The organism is Flavobacterium psychroterrae, assembly GCF_018380615.1.
GTDB lineage: Bacteria > Bacteroidota > Bacteroidia > Flavobacteriales > Flavobacteriaceae > Flavobacterium > Flavobacterium psychroterrae.
On the sequence record NZ_JAGYVZ010000015.1, the window covers coordinates 127,512 to 146,765 of the forward strand.

The window sequence follows — 19,254 nt, forward strand, 5'->3', positions numbered from 1 at the left end:
GTTTAACTATGAAATCAATACCTAATTTTCTCTTTATTCTTTTCTTAATCCTGTCTTTTTCAGCTTGCGCTAATAAAGAAAAACCTGTAGAAGAAAAAGAATCATCTGAAACCGATATCGCACTTCAAACCAATCAAAAAGAAGAATCTATGGAAGGTTTTTATGAAACACAACCAGACGAAAACAATACCGGAGAATGTAAAATTTCGGTGGAAATTAAAAAAGAGAAAAACGGTTACTCTTATTTTCTAAAAACAAACCTTAGAAAACTAAAAGGCAATGCGCGTTTTACAACTAATGAATCTGGTGAAAAATATATAGTTTTAGAAGGTATAAAATGGGATGAATTTGAAGGAGATATTAGTCACGAAGAAGAATCTGATTCTATTACAGATTCAGAAACTAAAGAACTTGAAATCCCAACAGGAATTAATGCAGGTTATGTAAAAGATACGCTGACAATTCAGAATTACGGCAATGCAATGAATTCCTATACTAAGATTTCAGAATGCGGGAGGAAGTATATACAGTTGATTAAGAAGTAAAAATCACGATAGATATTGGGATAATTCCAATATTTTAAAATTCCAAATTCCAATTTTGCTTTAAATGAAAAGAATTAATCAAATACTTTTTTCTTCGATATCAATTATAATTTTGCTTGTTGGGATAAATTATTGCTCAAGAACACGTTACTAAATTCTAAAAACAAAATTCCAAACTCCACTTATCAAAGTTGGAATTTGGAATTTTTATATTAGAATTTTAATTTATCCCTTAATCTGCTTCAAAGAAGTTTTGATTCCTTTTATCAATGATGAACTGAAACCATTATGTTCCATTTCGTTCAAACCAACGATTGTACAACCCTGAGGCGTTGTTACGCGATCGATTAATTGTTCCGGATGTACTTTTTCCTCCAGTAACATTTTTGCAGCTCCTTTTACGGTTTGTGCAGCAATCGCTAATGCAGTTTGAGAATCAAATCCTATTTCAATTCCGGCTTGCATTGAAGCGCGAATATATCTTAAAGCATAAGCTGTTCCGCATGCGCCAAGAACTGTTGCTGCGTCCATTAGTTTTTCATCGATAACCGGAGCAGTTCCTAAATCCTGAAATAAGTCAACAATTGGCAACGCTTTTTCTCTGTCCTTCTCAGGGAAAGAGATACAAGTTGCTGATTCTCCAAATTGTGCAGCGATATTGGGCATAATTCGGATTACCGGAAAAGCATTATTTGTTTTTTCCTGAAGCACTTCCAAAGACAAACCACTAACTGCCGAAGCAATTGTTTTTCCCTGAATTACCGGTAAAATCTCTGCAAAAACAGTATCAACCTGATATGGTTTTATAGTTAAAATCACCACATCGGCCTCTTGAATAGTATGTTTATTATCAGATGAAACCGTGATTCCATATTCTGATAAATATTCAATACTAGCTATATTTCTTCTTGTAACAGTAACCTGATTGTTTTTTGAGAATTTTGCAATCCCCAAGGCTATAGAAACCCCAAGATTTCCTCCTCCTATAATGTGTACTTTCATTGCTTGTTTTTTGGCTGGTTAATAGCATGTTTTTCAGCCACAAATTACACAGATTTTAGAGATCTTAAATCACTGCATTCTATTAATTTGTTGCAAAAACTTAAAACCCAAGAATCAATTTGGCTACTCCAAAATAAAGCATAATTCCAAATACGTCATTGGTTGTAGTGATAAAGGGACCCGTTGCAATTGCAGGGTCAATTTTGTTTTTATGTAAAAAAAGCGGTACTAAAGTTCCTAAAGTTGCAGCAAATAAAATCACTACAATCATAGAGATTGAAATCGCGATTCCCACTAAATACTGTTGGTACATTACGGAGTGATACGCCAGCAAAAGCAATGAAATTATAGTTCCCGAAATCATGGAAACACTAATTTCCTTACTGAAATAACCACGGCTAAATTCTTTTAAGGTTCCGTTAGCCAGACCCTGCACCACAATTGCCGATGCCTGAACACCAATATTTCCCGCGGTTGCAGAAAGTAATGGCACGAAAATAATCAAAGTTGAATATTTTTGAAAAGTAGCTTCGTTTCCTTTTAAAACAAAAGATGCGACAATCTCAATCACCATTCCTATTAACAGCCATGGCAAACGTGCTTTTGTTAATTCCAGAACACTATCGTTTGACTCAACATCTTGTGTAATACCTGCTGCTAACTGGTAATCTTTATCAGCTTCGTCCTTGATTACGTCAAGGATATCATCAATAGTAATTCTACCAACTAATCGTCCCAGTTCATCAACAACCGGAATTGCCTCTAAATCGTATTTTTGCATAATACGTGCTACCTCAACATCTTCGGTATCTACGTTTACGAAATTTAATTTTCTGATATAAATATCTCCAATTTGTGTTTTGGTCGAAGTCGTCAATAAATCTTTTAGGGATAATCTGCCTTTAAGTCGGTTTTCATCATCAACTACATAAATAGAATGTACTCTGGAAACATTTTCTGCCTGAATACGCATTTCTTTTACGCAAGTAAGTACATTCCAATTTTCATTGACTTTTACTAACTCTTTTCCCATTAAACCCCCGGCAGAATTTTCGTCGTAACGCAATAAGTCCACAATGTCCTTTGCATGTTCAACGTCAATCATTTCCGAGATAACTTCGGCTTTTATTTCCTGAGATAACTCGGCAATAATATCCGCAGCATCATTTGTTTCAAGCTCATCAAGCTCTTCTGCAATTTCTTTAGGCGAAAGTCGGCTTAAGATATTTTCACGCAAATCATCTTCTAATTCAAGAAGAATCTCTGCTGTTTTATCACTATCTAATACCTTAAAAATATAAGTTGCTTCGTCAAAATCCAGTTCGTCAAGGATTTCGGCAATATCTGCGTGGTGCAGATCGTTAAGTAAAACTTCAAGTTCTTTGTCGTTTTTATTAACAATATGCTCCTCTAACTGTTGGATTAAATCTTTACTAACTTTGAACTCCATCGGCTTCTATTTTTTGAGTCAAAACAATAAATTCCTCGACACTTAATTGCTCAGGACGCTTATCAAAGATAATGTCTAATCGCAATTCATCTGATAAATTTAATGTTTTCAAACTGTTACGTAATGTTTTTCGTCTTTGCTGAAAAGCCGTTTTTACCACTGTAAAAAACAACCTTTCACCACACGGAAGGCTATAATCCTCCTTTCGGGTCATTTTCATCACACCCGACTTGACCTTGGGCGGAGGAATAAAAACATTTTCGTCTACAGTAAATAAATACTCAGTAACATAGAAAGCCTGTGCTAATACGGATAAGATTCCGTAAGCTTTTGAGCCTTTTTTCTCGCATATTCGTTCAGCGACTTCTTTTTGAAACATCCCCGAAAATTCCGGAATCTGATGTTTGTATTCTAAAGTTCTAAAAACGATTTGCGTAGAAATATTATATGGAAAATTTCCAATTATAGCAAATTGTTTATCCTTGTAAACCTCGCTAATATTGTATTTCAGGAAATCCTGAGAGATAATTTTATCTTTTAATTTTGGATAATTTTCACCCAAATACACCACAGATTCTGTGTCAATCTCGATCACATGTGTATTAATTGGTTTGTCAAGCAAATACTTAGTCAACACACCCATCCCCGGTCCTATTTCTAAAACCTCATCGTATCCTTTTAAGCTCAAAGTATCTGCAATTGCTTTAGCTATACTTTCGTCTTTCAGGAAGTGTTGTCCTAAATGTTTTTTGGCTTTTACTTTTTCCATTTTCTTTTTTGTTCGCCTTAAAGGCACTAAGGTTTTCTTGCCACGAAGGCACTAGGGCGCAAAGTTTTATTTATTATTTATTTCTCGAAGCTGTTGAACATCAAATAAATCCTTTGTTCTATTTGCTTTAATTTTACTTGTAATCAGATCTTCTAAAGACAAAACATTCCATCTTAAAAAAGTTTTATCCTTTACAGTAATTTCCTCACTATCGTTATAAGCCTCTTCAAAACTTTTATTCACTGAAAATTTAGTTATCAACTCTAAATCTAAATCAACAGGAGAAAATTTTATTGATATATTTTGTTCTTGTTTTTTTACATTTTCAGGAAAATCTTCTATTTCATATCCCATATCATTAAAAACAGCAACCAATTTTTTAAAATTTTCATCTGTTGTTTCTATCCAAAAATCAACATCAGCGGAATGCCTCTGATATCCATGAAAATTTACCGCCCCACCACCAACCATAAGCATACGAACATTATGCTTGTCAGCCAAAGCTATAAATTCATCAATGTTTTGATCCCAAATTTTTGACATCTTATCTTGATTTTATAATAATTACAAAATTGTCTTTGTTCTTATCTACTTTATTCTTTACAGGAAATTTGCTTATACGCTCGCTTAAACGTAAAAAACTATAAAACCTTTCAACTTTAGACAACTTTAAAAATTCTTCTTGTTGTTGTTTATTACTTTCTTCCTTAGTTTGAAATCGAATTTCCATAATATTTTTTTTAAAACTGAAACTGAAAACCGAGACTAAAAACTAATGTTCCGAAATAACTTCTAATTCAGTTCTAAACGAAAGCATTTTATCAGCGAATAAATCCAAAGCTTCCTGATGAAATTTGGGTTCATCCTCAATATAATATTGTTCCAAAATTTCTTTGCTATCCGTAACATATTGAACTGAATATGTAATTCCGCCCATTTCTTCTTCAATCAAAACCCTTACAATTCTTGCCGAAGAAAACTTTTCTGTCGCCAGAATTTCCGGTATGTGTTTTTCCTGCATCCATTTCAACCATTGGTCGTGAACGCTCTCGTGTATATTTGTGGTAACGTTGTAAATTATCATTTTTTTTAGATTGTTAGATTATTAGACTACTTAGATTGTTAGACTTTTCGAATAATCCAACAATCTAAAAATCCTATAATCTGCATTATAAATTCTTATCTCCTCTTAACTCTCTGTATTTTTTTCTCGCGTCAACAAAGTAAATACTATCCTGATGGTTAAAAATCACCTTTTCATACAAAGGTTTTGCTTTTTCTGTATCTTTTAATTCGTCATTGTAAATTTCTGCCGAAAAAAACAGCGCTTCATCCACATAAATTCCGTCGCTATGATTGTCAATGATCTGCTGGTATTGGCTTAACGCCGAATTAAAATCTTTTTGACTTTCATAAATTTTACCTAAACGCAACAATGTTACAGCTTCGATTTCCTGTCCTTTAAAGGTTTTTAAAATCATCTGAAAATGACTTATAGCTTCCGGTTTCTTATTCTGATAAATTAAAAAATCACCTTTTGCGAATTGCTTTAATGCCGTTTGTGTCGAATCAGCGACAGTATTGTCATTTATCAATAAAAAATATTCCAGAGCATCATTTGCAATTAACTGTGTATTTGCCGCTTTCAGTTCTTTAAATTGTTTCAAAGCCCATTCAAAATCACCTTTATAATAACTTGTTTTTGCTGCCTTTAAACTTGCTTCGTGCGCCATGACATCATTCTTTAAATCCAACTGAATCTGCGAATAATAAATCAGCGCCTGATTGAACTTTTCTTCCAGAAGCAAAATGTCTGCCAACTCCATTTTTGCATCAGCTTGCTGATAATCGTTCAAATTTAATTCTAAGGCCTTTTTAATAATTGCCTTTCCTTCTTCAGTCTTTTTAAGATTGAAAGCCAGGAAATGCGCCTGAATTATTTGCAAAGATAAGGTAAAAGGAGTTATTTCATAGGTTGTAAGCAATTGTTGTAACTCAGTATTGATAATTGGGTAGTCTTTTTCCTGCGCTTTATCGATTTTAATTTGCATTAAATAGGAATTAGTCTGAATTAGTAAATCCAGATCTTTAGTATTTTGAAGTATAAAGTTCAAAATTTCAGTTGCCGTATCAGTATCATCTTCGTTTAAGGCAAACTGACTTAAATTGACAATACTCGAAAGTGATTCCGGATCACGTTTATAGATTGCTTTTTCCTGAATAAAGGCTTTTCCAAATTCTTTTTGCTGCACATAAAACCAACTCAAATAATGATTCCAGAATACATCCTGATCTTTTTGGGTTCTTATAATTAGCGCTTTACGCATTGCATCTTTAAAAGCAGTATTATCTGTTTCCCCATTCATGAAACGGGATAATTGCGTCTGGATTAAATTAGCGTTTTGCTGATTAGTGTACGATTCTGTTAGCAAAAGATCAATCATCTGATCTGTTTTTCCTAACTGCCCGTACAACATTCCAATCTGGAAATTAAAATTGTAATTCGGCTGAACCTGCATTGCGGTTTGATAGGATTTTAAGGCATATTCAATCAATACTTTTTTCTCAAAAGAATTCCCTATTCCGTAAACATCATTAGGACTTGTTTTTATTTTTTCAATTGCCTGATCGTAGTAATTTTTGGCTTTCGATTCGTTTTTTTGAAGTTGGAAGTTATAACCTAACTCTACTAAAAAAACACCTTGTTTGTACCTGTTATATCGCTCCTGAATTACTTTTTGAGCTAAATCAAACTGTTGTAATTGCTGATAAGATTCGACTGTTCTTAAAAAATATTGGGTATTGGATGGAGAACTTTTTAAAAGCTCTTCATAACTGATTTTTGCTTTTTCAAAATCACCTTTATCATAATAATATTGAGCCAGTTGCTCATTTTGAGATAGTGCAAAAGTAGACCACAATAAAACGATATAGATAAAGATGTTTTTCATATTCAGTTTTTTTTAGTCTGTTTTTTTAAAAGTCGCGGTTTTCAGTCGCGGTTTTCAGTCGCAGTCGCAGTCTCAGTATTCAGTCGCATTTAGTCACATCATTCAGTCCAATTAAACTGTAAACTGAGACTGTGACTGTGATTCTGACTGTGACTGTAAACTTTTCATTTTCCATATTACCAATACCAAACCTATTATTATAAACGGAATACTTAATATTTGCCCCATATTGATGAGCATATTATTCTCGAAGCTTTCTTGATTTTCCTTGAAAAATTCAATTATAAACCTTGCCACAAATAAAAGCATGAAGAAAGTTCCAAAGATTAATCCGCTGGCATTTCTGATTTTTTCAAATTTATACATGTATAATAAAATTCCGAAAATCAATAAATAAGCAAATGCTTCGTACAATTGCGTTGGATGCCTTGGGATCAAATCATCTCTTTGAAAAACAATACCCCAGTTTCCGTTAGTTGGTTTTCCATAGATTTCAGAATTCATAAAATTCCCCAATCTGATAAAAGCACCCGTAACCGGGACTCCAATTGCCATTCTGTCCAAAAGCCATAAGAACTTAACTTTATATTTTCGACAGTATAAAATGATTGCTATAAGCACTCCAATTGTGCCTCCATGACTTGCTAAACCCTGAAATCCAACAAATTTATAAACTCCGGCAACTTTCTGGATTGGTAAAAGAATTTCTATTGGATGTTGAAGAAAGTACGACGGTTCATAAAAGAAACAATGTCCTAATCTCGCTCCTAAAATTGTCCCAACGATAACATATACGAGTAAACTATCAAGATTGTCTAATGAAAGATGTTCTTTTTTGTAAATCTTTCTCACAATAGCATAACCCAATAATAATCCGCAGGCAAAAAAAGCTCCATAATATTTTAACGGAAAGCTGTCTGTTATCATGAAAATAACAGGATCTACGTTCCAATTTAAAACTCCATTCGTCATAGTCAGTTTTTAGTCGCAGTCTCGGTTTTCAGTCTCAGCGCAGTGTAAAACTGTAAACTGAGACTTCAAACTGAAACTTTATTCTTAATTTATAATATCAAATCCACAGTAAGGACGTAGAACTTCTGGTATTACGATTCCTTCCGGCGTTTGGTAGTTTTCTAATATTCCAGCCAAAACTCTAGGCAAAGCCAATGAACTTCCGTTAAGTGTATGAGCCAAATGATTTTTACCCTCTTTGTCTTTGAAACGTAATTTCAAGCGATTTGCCTGAAAAGTTTCGAAGTTAGAAACTGAACTGATCTCTAACCAGCGATCCTGCGCTGTAGAAAACACTTCAAAATCATACGTCAAAGCCGATGTGAATCCCATATCACCACCACATAAACGTAAAACGCGGTATGGCAATTTCAATTCTTTCAAAATATCTTTTACATGTTCAACCATTCCGTCAAGTGCTTCATAAGACTTATCAGGATGTTCAACACGTACGATTTCGACTTTGTCAAATTGGTGCAAACGATTTAATCCACGAACGTGTGCTCCGTAAGAACCTGCTTCACGACGGAAACATGGTGTGTATGCTGTATATAAAACCGGTAATTCAGTCTCGCTTAATAATACATCGCGGAACAAATTTGTAACTGGAACCTCAGCAGTTGGAATCAAATATAAATCATCAATTGTAGAGTGATACATTTGTCCTTCTTTATCCGGCAATTGTCCTGTTCCATAACCTGAAGCTTCATTTACCAAATGTGGCACCTGAACTTCATTATAACCTGCAGCAGTATTTTTATCTAAAAAGTAATTGATTAAAGCACGTTGTAAACGAGCTCCTTTTCCTTTATAAACAGGAAACCCTGCACCTGCAATTTTTACACCCAATTCAAAATCGATGATATCGTATTTTTTTACCAATTCCCAGTGAGGTTGTGCGCCTTCATGCAAAACCGGAATATCACCTTCCTGAAAAACATTCAAATTGTCGTCCGGAGTTTTTCCTTCAGGAACAATATCTGCCGGAAGATTTGGTAAAGTGTATAATTTATTGGTTAATTCGGTTGCAAGAGCTTCTGCTTTTTCACCTAATTCTTTACTTTTTTCTTTTAATGAAACCGTTTTTTCTTTTAAGATTGCAGCTTTAGATTTCTCTCCGGCTTTCATTAATTCTCCAATATCTTTGGATAATTTATTAGATTCAGATAAAGTGTTGTCTAATTCTACTTGCGTTGCGCGACGGGTTTCGTCTAGTTGCACCACTTCTTCAACAACGCTTTTAGCATCGATATTTCGTTTTGCTAAAGCCTTGATTACTTTCTCCTGATTCTCTCTAATAAATGCGATCTGTAACATAGCTTGATTTTTATAACTATTGTATTTTTTTATAATGGAAGCAAATTTAAGGAAATGTTTCCTAAGATTACGACAAAGTTCATCAGGAAAACATAATTGATAGTTATTCCACAGAGATATACGAAGGTTTCGCAGAGATACACAAGATTTTTTTTTTTATAAAATGGATTAAATCCATCCCAACTATATATACCGAACTTACGGCTCTCTTGTAGAAGTTCCAGAGGAATGATTTATTTTGTAGCAACGTCCCAAAGCTTCGGGATTAATCCTTTGAAAACAGTCTTTTTTTAATATTCCTTCGTGAAACTCTGTGAAATAGTTTGTGCACCTCTGTGAAATCTCCTCTTTCGAAAATAAAAATAAGTAAATTGCAATTAAAAAATTACAATATGCTTATCGATAACTTTATTGAAGATTTCTCAAAGACTTTTAGCGATTTAAATCAATCAGAACCTTGGAATATTACAAATAATCTCAAAAATATAATCGAAAAAATGATTATAAATCTTGGAGATGATTATAAAATTGAAAATAATATTGCCATTCACAAATCAGCCACGATTGAAAATAATGTCACAATAAAAAGTCCGGCAATTATTGGCGCGGATTGTTACATTGGCGCAAATGCTTATTTTAGAGAAGGTGTTTATTTAGATCAATCGGTAAAAATTGGTCCTGGTTGCGAAATAAAAAGCAGCATTATTTGTTCTAATACAGCAATTGCTCATTTTAATTATATCGGAAATAGTATCATTGGCAGAAACATTAATTTCGAAGCAGGTTCAATCGCTGCAAATCACTATAATGAAAGAATAAATAAAAAGATATCAGTACTTTATAATTCGGAAATTATAGAAACTAACTCTGATAAATTTGGATCTTTAATTGGTGATAACTCCAGAATTGGAGCAAATGCCGTATTATCTCCCGGCACAATATTAGTTAAAAATTCGATTGTAAAAAGACTGGAATTAGTTGAACAGGTGAAATAAGATTATTCCGCAGAGATACAGAAAATCACACAGCGATTTTTTTAAATTTTGAATAAAATCGAACCCCAGCGGGGTAATATATTTATAGAAACAACAAATTGATTCGATATAAAACCCCAGGGGGGTGAGATCTTTAACGCCTTAATATATCGCTCCAATCGAGCTTAAAATAAAAAAACAATAAATTTTCTATAAATATGCCGCTCCAATGGAGCTTTATTTCCAACATAAATGGCTATTACAAATACCCCTATTCTTTTATCACTTTAAAAGTTTCTACAAAATCACCTCTAGAAACTTTAAGCACATAAAATCCCGAAGATAAAGTCGAAACATCAATTTTACCATCTGTACTTTTACCTTTTAAAACCGAGACAGAATCAAAACTAAAAAACTCATAATCAAAATCAACAGAGCCAAAATTCTCCACTGAAATACTTGCAACAGCAGGATTAGGATAAACAAAAGGCTTTTTATTAATTGTAACTTCAGGTTGAACATTATTACAGGCACTCTCTAATAACGATGGCAAGTCAACCTCATCATATGCTAAAGTATAATTGAGTTCATTTGCTTGTCGGAACAGTTCGCAGGCTTTTTTGTATTTATGTTGATCGAGATAGATGATTCCGAGATTTTTCATCGCGTAAGAATTATTTTTATCCATTTCAAGCACATATTTCAAATCGGCAATTCCTTTATCTGATTCTCCAAGTTTATGATATATTAAACCACGCGTAGTTCTTAAATCCCTTCCTCCATAAGCTGTGGTTCTGTTTATTATTTCTTTTTCATATTTAAAAGCTATTGTAATATTTTCCATCGCTTTTTGATAATCGCCCATATCGCTCAATAACCTGGCAAGTGCCCATCGTGCGTGGGGTGTTTCAGATTTTTCGGCTACAATTTTCTCTAAATAATGGCGTGCCAGATCGTTTAATTTTCGTTTGTTGCAACAAAGTTGCAAAATTATATAAAATGCGTAAATCATCAGGAGCATTCTTTATTGCCTTGTAGTAATAATTAAACGCAAAACTTTCCATTTCCAGCGATGCATAAATGCTTGCTAATCTGTCATAAAGTTTACTTCTAAAAACATCCCGCTTTTTCTCTAATGAATCTGTTAGTACAATATTTTTATTTTTTGGATCTTTGTCAATAGAATATTCGACTTTTTTTAAATCTTCTAGCGCTAATGTTGTATTGCCAAGACTAATACTTAAAACACCCCGATTAAAAAGATCATTAACTCTCGTGGGATTATAATTTGTTTTGACGTTAATCTCCGTCATTAATTTAAGCGCATTTTTAACCGTTTCTTCCTTGTCTTTATTAAAAGGCAATTTATGATCTGTTCTACTTACTAATTTTCCATGCGAAAAATTCCAGGTTACCAGTTTTTCACCTTGTTTATTGAACTGAAAAGCATCTGAATCCTTTAACCCTTTATCATCATAATAAAAAATCTCATTCAATTTTCCGTTAGAATAATAGGTTTTTGTACTGTCTGGCTTTTTATCCGGTCCAAACCAAATTTCAACCGAAACAACATGGTCGTCATAAAAATAACGGGAAACATTTTCTGGCGTACTATTATTTTTTTCCTGACCTGAAAGTAAAACAGGCAGAAACAATAAACCAAAAATTATTTTTTTATACTTGATAAGTTGATTTGTCAAAGTTCACGGTTTAAATAGAAATCCAAATTACGGATAAAATTATTTCTGTTCTACTAACAATTCTTTCAAATCATTGGTTTTTAAAAATGCTGCAAAACGTCCGGACAATAGTAACATTTCACGTTCTTCGGGAGTAATTCTAAGTTTTGTTTCAACGTGCGATGCATATTCATATAGCATTAAAACTTGTTTTGCAGATAAATCCTTGAATTTTTCTTTGTCTAAAGTGGCAACAATTACAATTCCGTCTTTGTCCTTTTTAAAGGAATCTTCGCCAAATTTAGCAATCAGTTCCTGCTTGAAATTGGTATATAATTTGAACCAACTGCTCGATTCGTCATTTGTGTTTTTTAATTCAAACACTAAATCTTCATAATTATCGTCCTTTTCCATTTTCATTAAATAATCCCGAATCGTGGTAAAGCCAATAATCTGATAATTAGAAACCGGAATTTTATAACGCTCAAAAGTGTTTTCTATATCTTTATCAAAAGTCATATATCGCGTTTGAACCGTGTATAAAGAAGCGGTTTCAAACAACGAAATCAATCTGATTTTTGCGTCGCTTATATAGGGCGTTTTTTTCCCTTGTCCGAGGCAATCAATAAAAAGGGCTTTCTTGTTTTTGTCATTTACTTTTGTATCGTTATGAAGCAATTCGACCAACGTTTTATAACCCATATTATCAGATGCTCCGCCATCAACAATACACAAAATTTTATCCTGATTTTTTACGCCAAATTTCACTTTTGGCAAAACTCCCGGAAATGCTGAACTTGCCGTGATTGCATAAGTCACGGGGAAATTATAACCGTCGTTTACTTTATTTTCGTTCAAAACCATTTCGGCTTTATTGGGCGCCAAAGATGAATTTAGATTCAAACCCCGAATAATATGTGGCATAAACGGAACACGTTCGCCATTATTAAAAGCAGTTCCATTCGCCACAAACATTGGTAAAGACGGAATCGTTTTACTATCCTTTGGAATAAAAAAATCCGACAACATCATTTGCGAATCAAACTTATTGACATTATCAGGATTTATGGCATCGTATTGCAAAATATCCGAATCAATGCGTTGTGTCATCGATATTTTATCGCCTTTTTCGTTTCGGCTATTGTTTAGTAAAGACAAAATATTTGCCGATTTATCGACATAATCTTTATAGGCATCGGCTTTAGAAAAGTAGAATTCATTGAAAGAGCAATTATCAAAAAACAGTTTATTCTTGAGAATCGTCAAATAATATCCTGCAGAAAAACAACCGCCGGAAACTGTAGAGAAATAATCAATTTCGTTTAAAAAGTTACGTTGCGAATTGGTTTCCTGAATTTCTTCTAATCCTAAAAGTACGCCCATACTAAAAAACTGCGCTCGTGAACCACCGCCCGAAATCCCAATTCCCAAAGCAATATTTGGATTCTGAAACTTTTTATCCCGTTCCTGAACCGATTTATAATCGCTCAACGAAACCGAAGGAATCGAATTATAATTAATCTCTGAAAAAAGGTTGATTTTGTTTTGAGAAAATCCTATTTGAAGAAAAAGCAATATTAGGCAGTATCTGTATTTCATTTTGGGCTCTTTTAATCTCTAAATTGCTCAATGCTAAATTAATGAAGTTATTTCAGAAAGTAATGAGAACACTTCATAAAGATTCCCTAAGTTTTTTAAAGAGATTAATTTAAATCGCGCAAAAACGCAAAGGCGCAAAGTTTTATTTTCTTTGCGCCTTTGTGTGAAATTTTGTAGACATGCAAACAACAACTATGCGGGGCTTCGACTCCGCTCAGCCTGACAATATTGAGACAATAAACTTAGAATTTCTAAACCCTAATAATTATGCGCACTTAATCTTTGCGCTGATGGATTAAAATCCATCTCTACAATATAAATCAAGCCAAAGGCTCTTTCTAAAAACCTTTGATCCTTTGAACCTCTGCCTCTTTGAACCTAAAAACCTTTGTTGCTTTGAACCTTTGTCCCTTTAAACCTCTAAAAAAACTAAGCTCTCTTAATTTCATGCCCAACATATTCCTCTAATGTAGCAAACATATCATCAACCGAAAGCACTTCAAAATCAGGATGATTCTTCAGGAAATCAGCATTTAGCGTAATCAGATTTTCTTCTATTTCATAAAAAGTATCATTGTTGAGTAAATCTCTCGTTGGGTTTACGCCTTCCAATTTTCCGCTAAGAAATTTATTCAGCTTAACGCTGCTCATTAATTTTACTTTTTTGCTTAGTTGCTGGAACAATTCCAGATGTTTTTCGGCACCAATTAAAGCCAAACCTTCTTCAATAAGTTCATTCAATTCCTTATTCCAACCGGATTTATGCACAAACTGAGCAAAATTTCCTTCGGCGTATTGCGAATAGTAATAATCAAGATAATAACTCATCAAAGCATCTTCGTGAATAAACTCATCATCGACACCTTCCTCACGCATTAAATTGATTACCGAAATATTTGAGTGAATCACATCCTGAAGATTTTCACTATTCATTGCCGTTTCAGAAATTATTATTCTACCGAATTCCTCCATTTTGATTTTTTTAGATATTGATTTGCAAATTTCAGTTAAATAAAAACAGAAAAGAAATACAATCTGATTTAAATAACATCAGATTCGTCGCTATTCTTTTTCTGATTCATTTTTGTAACCAAAGCTTTCAAACGCAATGCATGCGCTTTTTTCTCTTCCTGAATTTTGGCTTTTTTCTTATTTAGCAATTTGGTATGCAAAGCCTTGTTTTTGGTGTTTTTTTCGGGACCTTTTGCCATGATTTTTGCTTTTAATTTACGTTTACAAAGATATGAAACTTGATACAAATAAATTCTTGGGCGTTTCCCTCCGGGTCGGGCTTCCCGATAACTATCGGGACGCTGCAAGTCCTCGCACTTCCTTTTTACTTCTATTCCAATATCATTAAGTTAAGCTTTTAAAAAATAAAATCATTGCAAATCAAATCCGTTTTTATCCGCGTTTTTACGAAGTAAATCTGTTTTATCCGCGTCAAAAATTAGACGCTGATTTTACTGATTCGCTAACGCAAAAACGCGGATAAAAACGGATTTTTTCTAATTGCTTTCTTGATTAAACTGTTAAGTAATTTTATATATTTCATCTTAACTTAGTGACATTCGATGCTAGCCCTAACGCGAACTCAGGATAAAATGACAAGATTGTATTGATTAAACACTTTTAAAATCCGAAATAAGTATTTCATTAATTTCACTTAACATTTCAAATTCATCTAAAGGAAACATTTGGAGAACAGTTTCTAAAATAAGACTAACATTAATAGTAGAACTTTTTTGTGCTTCGTCAATTTTATGTACTTCGTTATCAAGCGCTAAAATGCATAATTTTAACATGTTGGTAATTATACAACCAAGTTCATAATAATCTACTAACTCAATTTTAGCGGTGTGAAACTCCGTTTTGTCAGTAGATAAATTTAAAGTGGTACAATATCGGGCAGTTAATTTTCTAAGATTCTCTAAAATTTTAGTTTCTTTTGATTCCATGTGTATGTTTTTATTGTATTATTGTTAATAGGTTTAATTTTTTCCATTCTTTATAATAAGAAAAATACTACTTTTGTTTAAGGTCGCAAGTAACCATTAGATTCTATTGTTAACAACAACTTATAATGGTTTAATACAAATGAAAACTTGTGTTTAACTAAATAAAACAATAAATTTTTTAAAGAATTTTAAATACCTTTGAATTATGAGTATAGCAACTAAACCAAAACATATTGGGCGAAATATTAGCCGAATCAGAGAACTTCGAGGAATGAAACAAGAAGCACTTGCTTTTGCAATTGGTTTAAGCCAGCAATCTGTTTCTAATATTGAAGGAAGTGAAAATGTTGATGAAGAAAAATTAACTGCAATTGCTGAAGTTTTAGGCGTTTCTGCTGAGGCTATTAAAAATTATAGTGACGAAACAGTATTAAATGTTATTAATAATACTTTTACTAGCAATGATAATTCGACTATAAATGGAGTAAACTTGCAACCCAATTTCAATCCTCTTGACAAAATACTTGAATTATACGAACGTTTGGTTGAAGTCGAAAAAGAAAAAATTGAGTATTTAGAAAGATTATTAAAAGGTAAATAACCTTTTAAAATTATAATGATTGCAAAAAGAGACTTACGAGTCTCTTTTTAGTTTTAAACTAAGAAAACTAAGAAAATCCGATAGCGCGGATTTACAATCCGTGCCCGCAACGATATGACAAAATCTTAAAAGCGCAATATTTTAAATCAGTTTGCGGGCACGGATTGTAAATCCGCGCTATCGGTCGGCTTATTAGGAATCAAATACTTTATTATGAAAGTAAAAATTATACTTATTTCATTAGTTTTATTATTTCTCTTTGGTTGTAAAAAAGAAGAAGAAGTGAACGAATTTCCTTTTGATAGTTTTGTTTTATCTTATTCAGGTTTACGACATGTTGGTGCAATTAAGTTTACAAAAAGCGATACTGTTTATTTTCAAAGAAGATTTCCCGAACCAATTCAAAATTTTTACGCCATAATTCCAGCTGATAAAAAAACCAAGCTAAACAAATACCTTCAATCTTTAAATCTCAAAAAATTTGAATCTGAATACACACAAGAACATTTGTGTGATGGTGGAAGTTATCTAATAAACGTGTCAAGTAACGGTAAGAATAAATCCATTTTGATATATGGAGGTACTGCTCCAAAAGAACTTTATAAATACGCTAATTTTTTAAGAAAATTTAAAGAAGAACTGAAGTTTATTGCAACCAAAAAAGTCATTGATTTTGGAGATTTAGGTCCTATCTTACCGCCGCCACTACCGCCATTAAAAACTGAATAAAATGAAACCAACCTTCTTCCCAAATCAAGAAAATTTCAGAGAATGGCTGGAAAAGCATCACCAAAATGAAACCGAATTATTGGTTGGTTTTTATAAAGTGAACAGCAAAAAACCGTCAATGTCGTGGTCAGAATCTGTAGATCAGGCACTTTGTTTTGGCTGGATTGATGGCGTTCGAAGATCTATAGATGACGAAAGTTATTCGATCAGGTTTACACCAAGAAAGAAATCCAGTATTTGGAGCGCGATCAACATCAAAAAAGTCGAAGATCTCACAAAAGCCGGATTGATGACTGAAGCAGGTGAAAAAGCTTTCGCATTAAGATCTAAAGAAAGATCCGGAATTTACTCGCACGAAAAAGAACCTTCAATTCTTGATCCGGATTTTGAGAAACAATTTAAAGCCAATAAAATAGCCTGGGAATATTTTAATACGCAAGCGCCATCGTACAAAAAAGTAATGATTCACTGGATTATGACGGCAAAACAGGAAAAAACCAGAATTTCCCGACTTGAAAAAACAATAAATATAAGCGCAGAACAAAAACGAATGTTATAAAAAAAAGGAATGATTGTAACTTAGATCAAAATACAAACCTTAACTTTATTCTATCGAAAAATTGAAGCAAACGAAAGTTCTATCTCTGAATTATTTTTTTCACGCAGATTGAGCAGATTTTCTTTCTAATATTTGAATTTGATTTAAAATGCATAAAAAAGCAGGTTTCTATGCTCAAAACAATTAGATACAACGAGTAGCTTTTAATATGAACTTACATCACTTATATGGTGAAAAAACAACTATAAATAATGAAAGATAGAATAGCCTTAGAATATTTCGTTTTAGATGTATTCTCTAATAAAAGTTACAAAGGAAATCCGTTGTCTGTTGTTTTTACTGATGGCGATTTAGCATTAGAATCGTATCACAACATTGCAAAGGAATTTGGTTATTCTGAAACTTCATTTGTTTATTATTCTACCGCTCAAAAAGCACTAAAAGTTCGGTCTTTTACACCTACAGGTTTTGAAGTTGATGGCGCAGGACACAATTTATTGGGCGCCGTTTGTGCCGCATTACTTAAAAATATAAAAATATTTGATGAACAAAATGGAACCGATCATTTTGTCATCATGAAAGATAATCCAATCAAATTAACGACAAGTTTTGATCCGGTTACAGAATATCCGATAGTTCAAATGCACCAAAAACAAGCTGTTATTGGTCAGGAAGTGCCAGCTTCGAGAATCGCAAAAGCACTTGGATTAACAATTGACGATTTAACGGTTGATGATCTTTTGCCTACAATAGTTCAAACCGAAGTTGCTCATGTAATGGTTCCCATAAAAAACCGACGATTTCTACACGATTGTATTCCAGACAACAAGCGCTTAATCGAAATCTCAAAAGAATATGACTTCGAAGGTTTCTACTGTTTTACAATTGCCGACGAAGATCCCCAAAATATAGTCGAAGCCAGATTTTTTAATCCGCTAATTGGTATCGATGAAGATGCTGCCACAGGAACCGCTGCTGGTCCGTTAATTGGATTTTTAACTGCTAATAAATACGCTCAACCTAATATAGAATACAAAATTTTGCAAGGTGTAAAACTGAGTCAGCCTTCGTTGATTGAAGTAATGTCGAGGGAAAATGATATTTTGGTTGGTGGTTCTGCGGTTATCACTATGCGTGGAGAAATATATCTATAAAAAAAAGCCGCATAATGCAGCTTTCATATAATAACCAGAAAATAAGATTTCTTAGCTTGTTTTCATTGGTGGTAAATCGAATGCGATTGAATCGTGTTCGAAGTTATTACGGTGTCCGCCATCGCAAAAAGGTTTGTTTGCAGATAATCCGCAACGGCAAAGTCCTAATGCAGCTCTTCCTTGTAATCCGTAAACAGTTCCTTCAGCATCCATGATTTCGAAGTCACCTTCTATCTTGATAGATCCGTTTTTATTGATGATTAATTTTGTCTTGCTCATAAAATTGTCTTTGTTTTTTTTCAGGGCAAAGGTTGCAAAATAATTTTTGAAGATTTTAATTCGAGAGCTAGTTTAAACTGGTTCTATTTTATGAGGTTATTTCACAATCTATTTTAGAATTATTCCACAGAGAAAAACAGAGAAAAAGCGCTGAGATTCACAAATTTTTCTTTATGTTTTTTCAGGCTGAGCGATCCCGAAGCCCCGCAAATATTGGCGACTCCAAACACGGAGACTGGACTGAAGTCCAGCCCTACAAAATAAATCGTTCCTCAGAAACTTTTAAAGAAAACTTCGCTTCGCAACATATTGTAGGGCTGGACTTCAGGAGACTTGACAGAAGTTCACGCCTAAAAAATAAATCGTTCCTCCAGAACTTAAAAGAGAACCGCAGGTTCGGAACATATTGTAGGGCTGGACTTCAGGAGACTTGACAGAAGTTCACGCCTAAAAAACAAATCGTTCCTCCAGAACTTAAAAGAGAACCGGAGTTTCAGAACATATTGTAGGGCTGGACTTCAGGAGACTTGACAGAAGTTCACGCCCATAAAATAAATCGTTCCTCCAGAACTTAAAAGAGAACCGCAGGTTCGGAACATATTGTAGGGCTGGACTTCAGTCCAGTTTATAATATGCATTGAAATGATAAACGAATAGACGAAATAAAAAACAAGAAA

The 19,254-nt window shown here is 33.4% G+C and carries 22 protein-coding genes; 6 read left to right on the forward strand and 16 right to left on the reverse strand.

Going from position 1 to position 19,254, the window contains the following annotated elements; all coding sequences use genetic code 11:
* Positions 1–8 precede the first annotated feature (8 nt).
* A complete protein-coding gene (locus KHA90_RS16240; RefSeq protein ID WP_213302836.1) occupies positions 9–545 on the forward strand; it encodes a hypothetical protein in 537 nt (178 codons plus the stop codon).
* Positions 546–770: 225 nt separating this feature from the next.
* On the opposite strand, the gene proC is transcribed toward KHA90_RS16240, so the two are convergent.
* The 9 genes from proC to serS all read right to left on the reverse strand — a co-directional run bounded on the left by proC (position 771) and on the right by serS (position 9,045).
* On the reverse strand, positions 771–1,547 hold the full coding sequence (gene proC / locus KHA90_RS16245) for a pyrroline-5-carboxylate reductase (protein ID WP_213302839.1): 777 nt from the start codon (positions 1,545–1,547) through the stop codon (positions 771–773).
* Between the two features lie 100 nt (positions 1,548–1,647).
* Positions 1,648–2,997 (reverse strand): magnesium transporter, encoded by a 1,350-nt coding sequence (gene mgtE, locus KHA90_RS16250; RefSeq protein ID WP_213302843.1) that lies wholly within the window; start codon positions 2,995–2,997, stop codon positions 1,648–1,650.
* Complete coding sequence (gene rsmA / locus KHA90_RS16255; protein ID WP_213302846.1) at positions 2,981–3,766, reverse strand: 16S rRNA (adenine(1518)-N(6)/adenine(1519)-N(6))-dimethyltransferase RsmA; 786 nt, start codon at positions 3,764–3,766, stop codon at positions 2,981–2,983. The genes mgtE and rsmA overlap by 17 nt, the downstream gene beginning before the upstream one ends.
* Positions 3,767–3,832: 66 nt before the next feature.
* A complete protein-coding gene (locus tag KHA90_RS16260) occupies positions 3,833–4,309 on the reverse strand; it encodes a nucleotidyl transferase AbiEii/AbiGii toxin family protein (protein WP_213302849.1) in 477 nt (158 codons plus the stop codon).
* Position 4,310: 1 nt separating this feature from the next.
* Entirely contained in the window at positions 4,311–4,496 is a 186-nt protein-coding gene (locus KHA90_RS16265) for a hypothetical protein (protein ID WP_213302852.1), read from the reverse strand.
* Between the two features lie 42 nt (positions 4,497–4,538).
* Positions 4,539–4,850 (reverse strand): DUF4286 family protein, encoded by a 312-nt coding sequence (locus tag KHA90_RS16270; protein ID WP_213302855.1) that lies wholly within the window; start codon positions 4,848–4,850, stop codon positions 4,539–4,541.
* An 85-nt stretch (positions 4,851–4,935) separates the two neighbouring features.
* Entirely contained in the window at positions 4,936–6,717 is a 1,782-nt protein-coding gene (locus KHA90_RS16275) for a tetratricopeptide repeat protein (RefSeq protein WP_213302858.1), read from the reverse strand.
* Positions 6,718–6,828: 111 nt separating this feature from the next.
* Complete coding sequence (gene lgt / locus KHA90_RS16280) at positions 6,829–7,689, reverse strand: prolipoprotein diacylglyceryl transferase (protein ID WP_213302861.1); 861 nt, start codon at positions 7,687–7,689, stop codon at positions 6,829–6,831.
* Positions 7,690–7,773: 84 nt separating this feature from the next.
* Positions 7,774–9,045, reverse strand: a complete 1,272-nt coding sequence (gene serS / locus KHA90_RS16285) for a serine--tRNA ligase (protein WP_213302864.1) — start codon at positions 9,043–9,045, stop codon at positions 7,774–7,776.
* A gap of 392 nt (positions 9,046–9,437) precedes the next feature.
* Here serS and KHA90_RS16290 point away from each other — a divergent pair, with 392 nt between their 5' ends.
* On the forward strand, positions 9,438–10,040 hold the full coding sequence (locus KHA90_RS16290; RefSeq protein WP_213302868.1) for a DapH/DapD/GlmU-related protein: 603 nt from the start codon (positions 9,438–9,440) through the stop codon (positions 10,038–10,040).
* Between the two features lie 250 nt (positions 10,041–10,290).
* Here the strand turns inward: KHA90_RS16290 and KHA90_RS25430 are convergent, their stop codons facing one another.
* The 6 genes from KHA90_RS25430 to KHA90_RS16315 all read right to left on the reverse strand — a co-directional run bounded on the left by KHA90_RS25430 (position 10,291) and on the right by KHA90_RS16315 (position 15,255).
* Positions 10,291–11,031 (reverse strand): T9SS type A sorting domain-containing protein, encoded by a 741-nt coding sequence (locus KHA90_RS25430; protein ID WP_244860393.1) that lies wholly within the window; start codon positions 11,029–11,031, stop codon positions 10,291–10,293.
* Positions 10,928–11,719, reverse strand: coding sequence for a hypothetical protein (locus KHA90_RS25435; RefSeq protein ID WP_244860395.1), 792 nt, complete (start codon positions 11,717–11,719; stop codon positions 10,928–10,930). Before KHA90_RS25435 ends, KHA90_RS25430 begins: the two co-directional genes overlap by 104 nt.
* A 39-nt stretch (positions 11,720–11,758) precedes the next feature.
* Complete coding sequence (locus tag KHA90_RS16300) at positions 11,759–13,297, reverse strand: patatin-like phospholipase family protein (RefSeq protein ID WP_213302871.1); 1,539 nt, start codon at positions 13,295–13,297, stop codon at positions 11,759–11,761.
* 429 nt (positions 13,298–13,726) lie between these two features.
* Positions 13,727–14,269 (reverse strand): DMP19 family protein, encoded by a 543-nt coding sequence (locus KHA90_RS16305; RefSeq protein ID WP_213302874.1) that lies wholly within the window; start codon positions 14,267–14,269, stop codon positions 13,727–13,729.
* A 68-nt stretch (positions 14,270–14,337) separates the two neighbouring features.
* Positions 14,338–14,508, reverse strand: coding sequence for a hypothetical protein (locus KHA90_RS16310; RefSeq protein WP_213302877.1), 171 nt, complete (start codon positions 14,506–14,508; stop codon positions 14,338–14,340).
* A 411-nt stretch (positions 14,509–14,919) separates the two neighbouring features.
* Entirely contained in the window at positions 14,920–15,255 is a 336-nt protein-coding gene (locus KHA90_RS16315; protein WP_213302879.1) for a hypothetical protein, read from the reverse strand.
* A 205-nt stretch (positions 15,256–15,460) separates the two neighbouring features.
* On the opposite strand from KHA90_RS16315, the gene KHA90_RS16320 reads away from it, so the two are divergent.
* From KHA90_RS16320 to KHA90_RS16335, 4 genes are all read left to right on the forward strand, one after another.
* Complete coding sequence (locus KHA90_RS16320) at positions 15,461–15,856, forward strand: helix-turn-helix domain-containing protein (RefSeq protein WP_213302883.1); 396 nt, start codon at positions 15,461–15,463, stop codon at positions 15,854–15,856.
* A gap of 213 nt (positions 15,857–16,069) precedes the next feature.
* A complete protein-coding gene (locus tag KHA90_RS16325) occupies positions 16,070–16,585 on the forward strand; it encodes a hypothetical protein (protein ID WP_213302886.1) in 516 nt (171 codons plus the stop codon).
* A 1-nt stretch (position 16,586) separates the two neighbouring features.
* The gene (locus tag KHA90_RS16330; RefSeq protein ID WP_213302889.1) at positions 16,587–17,144 is read left to right on the forward strand and encodes a YdeI/OmpD-associated family protein; all 558 of its coding nucleotides are present in this window, start codon (positions 16,587–16,589) and stop codon (positions 17,142–17,144) included.
* Between the two features lie 251 nt (positions 17,145–17,395).
* Positions 17,396–18,298, forward strand: a complete 903-nt coding sequence (locus KHA90_RS16335; protein WP_213302892.1) for a PhzF family phenazine biosynthesis protein — start codon at positions 17,396–17,398, stop codon at positions 18,296–18,298.
* Positions 18,299–18,349: 51 nt separating this feature from the next.
* On the opposite strand, the gene KHA90_RS16340 is transcribed toward KHA90_RS16335, so the two are convergent.
* Positions 18,350–18,577, reverse strand: coding sequence for a CDGSH iron-sulfur domain-containing protein (locus KHA90_RS16340; protein ID WP_213302895.1), 228 nt, complete (start codon positions 18,575–18,577; stop codon positions 18,350–18,352).
* Positions 18,578–19,254 lie beyond the last annotated feature (677 nt).